Below are 8,564 nucleotides of genomic sequence, written 5' to 3' on the forward strand. Positions count from 1 at the left end.
TAGCAGGTGGAAGTGGTTGGGCAGCAGGGCGTAGGTCAGCACGGGGATACCGCAGAAGGTGGCCAGCCGGTGCAGCAGGCCCACGAAGTGCTCGGCTTCGGGCGAGCCGGGCCCGGCGCCCTCAAAGAGGCGCTGGGCGTTGGTGACGCGCGAGAAGCAATGGTAGAAGCAGGGGTGGGCGGAGCCGAGGCGGCGGGGCTGGCGCATGGGGCGGCTGAATTTCTAACATATTAAAATCCAGTTTCAATTAATTTTTCCTCTGCGACGTTCAGCCGGGGCCGACTGTGTGCAGGCGCAGTCCGCGCGTTGGGCCGGTGAAAGGACCCACTGACCCAACGTCCCTTCGAAACGGGAGCCCGCAGGGTCCCCGGGACGTGCGCTATCGCTCCTGCATCGCCGAGCAAAGGACGGACGAATCCGGGTCTATTCGAAAATAATTTATAAAAATTACAGCAGATATAGTTGCGCCGGTGCTCAGCCTAACACCTCAGAGCAATGTAATTCAATTACGAAGCGCGATTTTGTATAAGAAGATATGCCTTCTCCTTTTCTGTTTGCGACGGGCGTGGAAAACAGCTGTCCCACGATCCGGAACGGACGAGTGCGCATGGATGAGCTTGAAAAATGCGGCCATTATACCCACTGGCGTGAGGACTTTGACTGCGTCTGCCAGCTCGGTATTCGGTACCTGCGCTACGGCCCGCCCTTGCACCGCACGTACTTGGCGCCAAATCGGTTTGACTGGAGCTTCGCCGACACGACGTTCGCTGAACTCTCGAGACGCGGTATCACGCCGATCGTCGATCTGTGCCACTTCGGGGTGCCGGACTGGATCGAGAATTTTCAAAACCCTGACTTCCCCGAGTTGTTCGCCGATTATGCCGCTGCCTTCGCCCGGCGGTTTCCGTGGGTACAGCTTTACACGCCGGTCAATGAGCTGTACATCAGCGCCCTCTTTAGCGCTCGTTATGGCTGGTGGAATGAGCAACTGACCAGCGATCGCGGCTTTGTCACAGCGCTCAAGCACGTGGTCAAAGCCAACGTGCTAGCGATGCACGCGATTGTGCGGCAGCGCGAGGATGCCCTCTTTATCCAGAGCGAGTCGAGTGAACATTTTCACCCGGACGATCCGTGCGCCCTGAAACGGGCTGCCACGCGAAACGCCGAACGTTTCTTGTCCCTGGACCTGAACTACGGCCGGCCGGTAAGTCCCGAGATGTACGAGTTTCTCCTCGACAACGGCCTGACGCAGCAGGAATACCGCTTCTTTCTCGAACAAGACCTCCAGCGCCACTGCATCATGGGCAACGACTATTACGTCACCAATGAGCACTGGGTGTCGCACGACGGCCGCACCCGGCGCGCCGGGGAAGTGTTCGGTTACGGCGATATCACCCGCCAATACCATGAGCGTTACGGCTTGCCGGTGATGCACACCGAAACCAATTTCTGGGAAGGCCCGCAGGGCGACGAGGCGGTCCAGTGGCTCTGGAAACAGTGGGCCAACGTGCTGCGGCTGCGCAATGACGGGGTCCCGATGCTGGGATTTACCTGGTACTCAATCACCGACCAGGTCGATTGGCAACATGCGCTGCGCGAAGATCGTGGGGATCTGACGCCAGTCGGGCTGTTCGACCTGGACCGCCGGATTCGACCGGTGGGAGAGGCCTACCGCCGGCTGATCGCCACGTGGGGCGAAGTGCTTCCCGTCCAGGATGTCTGCCTGCCCATCCCCGTCGAGCCGGTGGAACCCGAGTGGACCCTGCTCGAAGCCACAGCCTAGTAGATTCGTGTTTCCGGGTTAGCGCACCAGATGAGAGCCGGCCATTGTACCTGGCGAGACATTACGGCCCTCGAGGAGGTGGGTGGCTCTCCAATGACCTGCCTGACCGGAACAAAAATTCTCTTGTAATGGGATCTTGTAGACCGGCCCACACCCCAAGGTAATGAACTCGACCTGCGATACGCGTAAGCGCTTTCGGCCCGATGGCAGCTTTGCCTGCAATAAATCCTTTTGAAACTGCTTGGTTCCCGCGATTTCTTCGGCGCCGCAAACCTTTCCGAGCCAGCCGGTTTGGAGAGTCCGGAAATATCCGAGCTGGTGACATTGCGGCAGCCCTCTATCCATGTAGCCGCCCGTCCGCGACCATGGTTTTTTGCGGCGACCCTGTACCCTCGGTGATTGTTGCCGATAACGCCATTAACACTCAAATGATGAACGGAACCTGCGCGGATCTTGGGCGCGATGGGGACCCGCTTGCTCCTGGGACATGACACAACGGCAGATAATTAGGGAGGCGTGGCGCCTGGCCAAACCTTATTGGGCGGGCGAAGAGAAGGGAGTGGCTTGGGGTCTGCTCCTCGCCGTGATAGGTCTCAACCTCAGCAATGTTTATATCAGCGTCCGGATGAATGAATGGAACAAGGCGTTCTACAACGCGTTCCAGAATTTCAGCACGCCCGAGCTCTTTCGGGAGTTTGGGGTCTTCTGCGTCCTGGTTATTTTCGCCATCTCTATCTCGGTTTACGCAGTCTATCTCAACCAAATGCTCTACCTGCGTTGGCGCCGCTGGCTGACCCGGAAACACCTCGCGGCCTGGCTCGACCAACGTGCCTATTATCAGCTGCAGCTTCTAAGCGAGACGGATAACCCCGACCAGCGTATCTCGGAGGATATCGGCCAATTCACGGCCTACTTGATGAGTCTGTCGGTCGGTCTGATTTCGTCCTTGGCCTCGTTCTCCTCATTTATGGCCATCCTCTGGGGCCTTTCCGGGGCTGCGGTAATCCCGCTCGGATCGTTGGGGATCGTACGCATTCCGGGTTTTCTGGTCTGGGCGGCATTGCTTTACGCCGGGATCGGAACCTGGATTACGGTCAGGATCGGCAGGCCGCTGGTGGCGTTAAATTATGATCGGCAGCGCTACGAAGCTGACTTCCGCTTCAGCCTCGTGCGCCTCCGCGAGAACGCAGAGCGCGTCGCAATCTACGGCGGCGAGCAGGTTGAACTCGGCGTCTTCAACCGGCGGTACCAGAGCATATTTGAGAATTTCTGGCGGATCATGAAAAGGCAAAGGGTTCTGGGCTGGTTTACTTCCGGCTATTCCCAGGTTGCGCCGATCTTTCCGATGGTCCTCATCGCGCCGCATTACTTTGCGAAAACGATCACGCTGGGCGGCCTGATGCAGGTGGTCAACGCCTTTACAAACGTTCATAGCTCACTCTCGTTTATTATCAGCAGCTACCCTGATATCGCCGCCTTGCAGGCTGTGACGGAGCGCCTGAGTAATTTTGACAAACGTTTGCTTGCGATCCGTGAGCAAATTGACCTGCAACCGCAAATCCTCATTCGCCGTCCCGATATGTCCGGCGGCGTTGCGGTCCGAGACCTGGACGTCGATCTCCCGTCCGATACGGCCCTCTTGCGTGGGGTGTCATTTGCGGTCGGTCCCGGACAGGCCCTCCTAATCACGGGTCCGGCTGGCGCTGGAAAAAGCACGCTTCTGCGGACGATCACGGGCCTGTGGCCTTTCTGCCGCGGCGAGGTCGAACTCGGCACCGGTTCAATCCTCTTTGTGCCCCAATCGCCTTATGTTCCGCTCGGCACCCTTGGCGCCACGCTGCTTTACCCGAGCGACGAGGCAAGCGGCGTGCCGGCTGCGCGCCTTCGGGCGGTGCTCGAGGAGGTCGGGCTCGGCGCCCTGGAAAAGGAACTTCATCGGGATCAGAACTGGTCGGGACGTCTCTCTGTCGGTGAGCAACAACGCCTGGCTTTTGCCCGCATTCTGCTTGCCGAGCCGGCCATCGTGCTTTTGGATGAAGCAACCTCGGCGCTCGACAGCCGGGCCGAATCGCAACTTTACAGCCTCTTGCGTAGTGCGCCCTGGCGTCCTACCGTCCTGAGCACAAGCCATCGAACAACCCTGCGCCGATTCCATGACAAGGTCCTGGATCTCGCCGCATTTGGTCCATCTCCAATCGAGTCCGCTGAGCGAAGTGAGCAGTTTACGATGCTCACCTTGGCCGAAAGCTCGCTCCAAAAGCCGGGTGAAGCGGTGCTGCAACGTTGAGGAGTAGCGGCGTAAATTCGGGTGCTACTCGGACAATAGCTCGGCGCCTTCCAATGCCAGTAAACGCGTTTTGGTGCGAACCCCGCCCGGCGCCGAAAACCCGGTCATTTTACCCTTCGCGCCTACGACCCGATGGCACGGCACCACGAGTGGCCACGGATTGCTCGCGAGCGCCACGCCCACGTCTCGTGGCCCCTCGGGACCAAGCGCAAGCGCGTCGGCAATCTGGCCGTAAGTACTTTTGAAGCCCGGTTTAATCGCCTGCGCCTGCCGATAAACGGTCTGTTGGAAAGCACTCACGCGTGACCAGTCCAGCGGCGTATCGGCGAAGTCCTGCAGTTTGCCCTCGAAATGCCTTTGCACCCGCGTGACGATCCGCTGCACCCACTCCGGCGGCGCCCCTCCCAAGGGTTTGGCGCCACTCTTCCATGTAAGGTGTTGTCGCGCGCGCGCGTCGGCCGCCTCGGGCAGCTGAAAGCCGCTAAGTCCGGTGTCGTTCCACGCGAGTCCGCAAACGCCGAAAGCGGTTGGAAACAGGATGTGGGGCATAACCAAAGATCAGAGTCAACGTTCGGCAGACAGAAACTTTCGCTGCAGCACGGCCAAACGCAAGGCCCGGGATGGCGTTTGGCACGGAACAAAACCTGACCTAACCTGAATTCATGCCATACCCAACTTCTCGAATCCATCGTGCTTGGGAACTCTTTGTCGCACTCGTGGCCGCTACAAAATCGGCTGCGAGCAACCGCTCCGGCCTCGAGAAGAGCGCCGGCCGGATCCCTGGGGCTTTTTTCCTCGAGAACCTGGCTCGCGAGGCCTACATCGCCGCAGACGCTTTCGAAACAGTCTCCCGGGACAGAATGCCTGAAGGGTACGGCGGCGCCGGGAGCGTCGCAAACGCTGCGCTCGATGTCCAAACTTCCGCTCAGCCTTCTGAAATGCCGACGGACACAGAATCCGCTCAGGAAATGATGGAGGCTTTCCAGAAAGCGGGGCAGGCCGTCGTTCGGGAAAAAACTGACCATGATTTCGGTTCGGAAACTTGATGACAAAACGTTCGAAGTGTCGGTGACGGCGGGCGATACAGCGACCCTCCACCGTGTGACCCTCCGGGGCGCGGACAGGGTGTACCTGGCGGGAACTGACACCGATGCCGAGCGCCTCATTGAGGAGAGTTTCCGTTTTCTGCTGGATCGGGAGCCCAACACGAGCATCTTGGGGCGCTTTGATCTCCCGGTGATCGGCCAGTACTTTCCGGAGTATGCCGGTGAGATGCAGCGCCGGTTCGGTATCCGCTGAACTGGGCGGCTAACGCGCTGTTTCCCGTTACCAGCAACCAGCGCGGCCGGATGCGTCGCGGCCTCAAAGCGTCACCATGACATCCGCACCGTTTAGGAGCGTCTGATAAACAACGCAGTACCCTTTGGTCAGCGCGAGCAATTTCTCTCGTTGAGCTGAGGTCGCGTCGGTGTCCAGGGAGATGTACAGCCGGATCTGCTTGAAGCCGACCGGCACATCCTTCGCGACCGCCAACGTGCCTCGAAAGTCGAGGTCGCCTTCGGCGACCAGGGTCCCGCCGCGCACCTCAATGCCCAGGGAGGTGGCGACGGCGCCAAGGGTTACGCCGGCGCAGGCGACCAGGGCTTGCAGCAGCATGTCCCCCGAGCACGCCGCCAAACCGGCGCCCCCCGTGGCGGGGTGCAGTCCAGCTTCAACCAGGGCACGGCCGGTTGCGATGCTGCACGTGACATTTTCCCCAACCGTTCCCTCGGCCCGGAGGGTCACCATCGCAGATTCGGGGTCGGCAACGTACTTTTGTTTGAGGGGTGCCTGCCGCGCTCGAAGTTGCTCGCGATCCATAAGGTTCACAGTGGAGGTTCAGACTGGACCGGTTCCCTTCAGGGGCGCGCTCCTGCCGACCACTTCGACGAGGTTCCGGATCGAGTCCAATGCCACCGGATCTTCCAATGTGCTCAGATCCCCGGTGGGGCGCCCTTCGGCTGCGGCGAGGATCGCGCGACGCAGGACCTTGCCGGATCGCGTTTTTGGCAAGGCGCCCACTATATAAACGGCTGAAGGCCGTGAGAAGGCGCCGAGTTCCTTTACTACGAGATCTCCGATCTGTTGTTGGATTTCCTCCGGACCTGCCGACGTGGCCGTGGAAGGTTTGAGAACCACGAAGCAGTGCACCACCTGTCCCTTAACGCTATCCTGAACACCCACGGCGGCGGCTTCAGCGACGGCAAGATGCCGGCAAATCGTTTCCTCAATCTCACGGGTGCCGAGCCGGTGGCCGGCCACGTTAATGACGTCGTCGGAGCGACCCAGGAGAAAGATGTAGCCGTCCTCGTCCTGGATCGCGTAGTCAAAGGTCGAATACAGCATCCTGTCTGGGAACCGGCCGCAGTAATGGCCGGAAAACATCTCGTCGTTGCGCCAGACCGTGGGCATGCAACCTGGGGGCAGGGGTAACTCCAGTGCCAGGAAGCCCTTTTCGCCCCGGGGCAGTTCAGTACCCGTGGCGGGCTCCACGATCTTCGTAGCATAACCGGGAGTGGCGACCCCGGGGGAACCCGGTTTGATTTTCGGTGCCTCGATCCCAGGCAGAAGGGTCAACACCGGCCAGCCGGTTTCCGTTTGCCAGTAGTTGTCGATGACGGGAATCTCCAGTGCGTTACTGATCCATTCCCAGGTGGGAACGTCGAGCGGTTCGCCCGCCAGGAACAACCGTTGGAGGGACGAGGTGTCATACCGCCGGAGAAGCCCCGGGTCCTGCCGCTTGAGGACCCGGATTGCGGTGGGTGACGTGAACATTACGGTGGCGCGGTATTTTTCGACGATCTTCCACCAGATCCCTCCGTCGGGGCGCACCGGGAGACCTTCATACAGAACCGTGTTCATGCCGTGGAGCAATGGACCATACACCCCAAAGGAATGGCCGACCGCCCAACCGATGTCCGCCGCCGTGAACATCGTTTCACCGGGAACGCCCGCGAAAATGTATTGCATGGCCAGGCTCAAAGCGACCGCATACCCGCCTGTATCTCGCGGGATACCTTTGGGCGTTGCCGTGGTTCCCGAGGTGTAAAGCAGGTAACTTAATTCGTTGCTTTCCAACCACACCGGGGGAACCACCTCGCCGGCATGTTTCGTACGCAGATCGGCGTACCGCACATCCCGTGGTGGAGTAAACGGCATGGTGCCGTCCAGCCCGCGGTCGCACACGACGACGCGCGCGGGCGGGAATTGCGCCCTCCGAATCGCGTCGTCAGCCAGTTGCTTGAGCGGAATCAATTTTCCGCCGCGCATCGCGGCATCCGCAGTGATCAAGAGTTTTGCTTCAGCATCGTCAATCCGGGTGGCGAGACTCGCCGGGGCAAACCCGGCGAAAACCACCGAATGGATGGCCCCCAGCCGTGCGCACGCCAGCATGGCAAAGAACGCCTCCGGAATCATCGGAAGATAGATGATCACCCGGTCACCACGCTTCACCCCGAGCCCCTGGAGCGCGCCTGCGAACGTTTGCACCTCCCGGTGCAAGTCGCGGTACGTATAGTTCTTTTCCTGGTCCACTTCAGTGGAGTAAAAAGAAAGCGCCGCCTGGTCACCCCGCTCCGGAACGTGGCGGTCCACGGCGTTATAACTCAGGTTGGTCGTTCCGCCCGAAAACCACTTTGCAAACGGTGGTCGTGAGAAGTCGCATGCCTGGCGGAACGGTGTCTGCCAGTGGATGGCCTGAGCCTGCTCAGTCCAGAACGCTTCCGGCTCGCTCAACGATCGCCGGATGAACTCGCGCGAAGGACTCGGCTTGCTCATAGGGGGGACGAACGACAGTTAACCAAGTGGCCAGCGTCCAGTCAATCCTGCGAATGGCGCCACGGTTCAGCCTCGCGGATCGACCTGTCCCTCATTCAAGGTTGGGAAGTCGCACGCTTTGGGTCTGTCCCTCGATTTGAATGGGGATCGACCTGTCCCTGTTTCTAGGTGGGGGAGTCGCACGTTTCGGGTCTGTCCCTCGATTTGAATGGGGATCGACCTGTCCCTGTTTCTAGGGGGGGAGTCGCACGTTTCGGGTCTGTCCCTCGTTTGGAATGTGCCGATTACGCCATGATCTAAACCTGTCCCCCTTTCTTAGCCGCTCGTTTGGAATGTGCCGACCACGCCATCATCTGGACCTGTCCCCCTTTCTTAGCCGCCGTGCGAAGGGTTGATTTACGGTGGCTGCAGCCATATTTTTGTATGGGTGAAAACGACGGTGGAGCTTGATGAAGAGAAGTTGCTGCGCTTGACATCCTCCCCGGCATGAATGCCGGAGATTCCTACGGGATTACGCTGCATGGCGTAACGCTTCGGCGGGTTCGTGCTTCGCCGAGGCTGCCACGGTTGCCCGTGGCCTTACGTCCTCTCCACACGCTAAAACGGCATGCCCTGCCGCTAAAATGTTTTGGGCTGCATTCAGGTCGGCGTTCTGAATGTAGCCGCACGCCACGCAAG

8 protein-coding genes and 1 pseudogene are annotated in these 8,564 nt (G+C 59.9%); 4 read left to right on the forward strand and 5 right to left on the reverse strand.

Going from position 1 to position 8,564, the window contains the following annotated elements; translation table 11 throughout:
• On the reverse strand, window positions 1-207 hold a 207-nt coding region (locus JO015_14840; GenBank protein ID MBW0000374.1), incomplete at its 3' end, for a hypothetical protein.
• A 328-nt stretch (window positions 208-535) separates the two neighbouring features.
• Between JO015_14840 and JO015_14845 the strand changes: the two genes are divergently transcribed.
• Complete coding sequence (locus tag JO015_14845) at window positions 536-1,783, forward strand: family 1 glycosylhydrolase (GenBank protein ID MBW0000375.1); 1,248 nt, start codon at window positions 536-538, stop codon at window positions 1,781-1,783.
• A 487-nt stretch (window positions 1,784-2,270) separates the two neighbouring features.
• Window positions 2,271-4,070: an ABC transporter ATP-binding protein/permease gene (locus tag JO015_14850; GenBank protein ID MBW0000376.1), complete on the forward strand. Its 1,800-nt coding sequence runs from the start codon at window positions 2,271-2,273 to the stop codon at window positions 4,068-4,070.
• A gap of 24 nt (window positions 4,071-4,094) precedes the next feature.
• On the opposite strand, the gene JO015_14855 is transcribed toward JO015_14850, so the two are convergent.
• Window positions 4,095-4,619 carry a methylated-DNA--[protein]-cysteine S-methyltransferase gene (locus tag JO015_14855; GenBank protein MBW0000377.1) on the reverse strand — a complete coding sequence of 175 codons (525 nt, stop codon included), beginning with the start codon at window positions 4,617-4,619 and terminating at the stop codon, window positions 4,095-4,097.
• A gap of 113 nt (window positions 4,620-4,732) precedes the next feature.
• Between JO015_14855 and JO015_14860 the strand changes: the two genes are divergently transcribed.
• Both JO015_14860 and JO015_14865 read left to right on the forward strand, forming a co-directional pair.
• On the forward strand, window positions 4,733-5,116 hold the full coding sequence (locus JO015_14860) for a hypothetical protein (protein ID MBW0000378.1): 384 nt from the start codon (window positions 4,733-4,735) through the stop codon (window positions 5,114-5,116).
• The gene (locus tag JO015_14865; GenBank protein MBW0000379.1) at window positions 5,094-5,369 is read left to right on the forward strand and encodes a hypothetical protein; all 276 of its coding nucleotides are present in this window, start codon (window positions 5,094-5,096) and stop codon (window positions 5,367-5,369) included. Before JO015_14860 ends, JO015_14865 begins: the two co-directional genes overlap by 23 nt.
• 63 nt (window positions 5,370-5,432) lie before the next feature.
• Here JO015_14865 and JO015_14870 read toward each other — a convergent pair whose 3' ends face one another.
• From JO015_14870 to JO015_14880, 3 genes and pseudogenes are all read right to left on the reverse strand, one after another.
• Entirely contained in the window at window positions 5,433-5,930 is a 498-nt protein-coding gene (locus JO015_14870) for an OsmC family protein (GenBank protein MBW0000380.1), read from the reverse strand.
• Between the two features lie 18 nt (window positions 5,931-5,948).
• Window positions 5,949-7,886, reverse strand: coding sequence for a propionate--CoA ligase (gene prpE, locus JO015_14875; protein MBW0000381.1), 1,938 nt, complete (start codon window positions 7,884-7,886; stop codon window positions 5,949-5,951).
• Between the two features lie 577 nt (window positions 7,887-8,463).
• Window positions 8,464-8,564: pseudogene (locus tag JO015_14880) on the reverse strand (transposase).

The organism is Verrucomicrobiota bacterium (assembly GCA_019247695.1).
GTDB lineage: Bacteria > Verrucomicrobiota > Verrucomicrobiia > Chthoniobacterales > JAFAMB01 > JAFBAP01.

Bases quoted from the DNA above. Each gene is read 5' to 3' on its own strand.
- JO015_14845 (MBW0000375.1), top strand. From the start codon at position 536: ATGCCTTCTCCTTTTCTGTTTGCGACGGGCGTGGAAAACAGCTGTCCC.
- JO015_14850 (MBW0000376.1), top strand. From the start codon at position 2,271: ATGACACAACGGCAGATAATTAGGGAGGCGTGGCGCCTGGCCAAACCT.
- JO015_14855 (MBW0000377.1), bottom strand. From the start codon at position 4,619: ATGCCCCACATCCTGTTTCCAACCGCTTTCGGCGTTTGCGGACTCGCG.
- JO015_14860 (MBW0000378.1), top strand. From the start codon at position 4,733: ATGCCATACCCAACTTCTCGAATCCATCGTGCTTGGGAACTCTTTGTC.
- JO015_14865 (MBW0000379.1), top strand. From the start codon at position 5,094: ATGATTTCGGTTCGGAAACTTGATGACAAAACGTTCGAAGTGTCGGTG.
- JO015_14870 (MBW0000380.1), bottom strand. From the start codon at position 5,930: ATGGATCGCGAGCAACTTCGAGCGCGGCAGGCACCCCTCAAACAAAAG.
- prpE (MBW0000381.1), bottom strand. From the start codon at position 7,886: ATGAGCAAGCCGAGTCCTTCGCGCGAGTTCATCCGGCGATCGTTGAGC.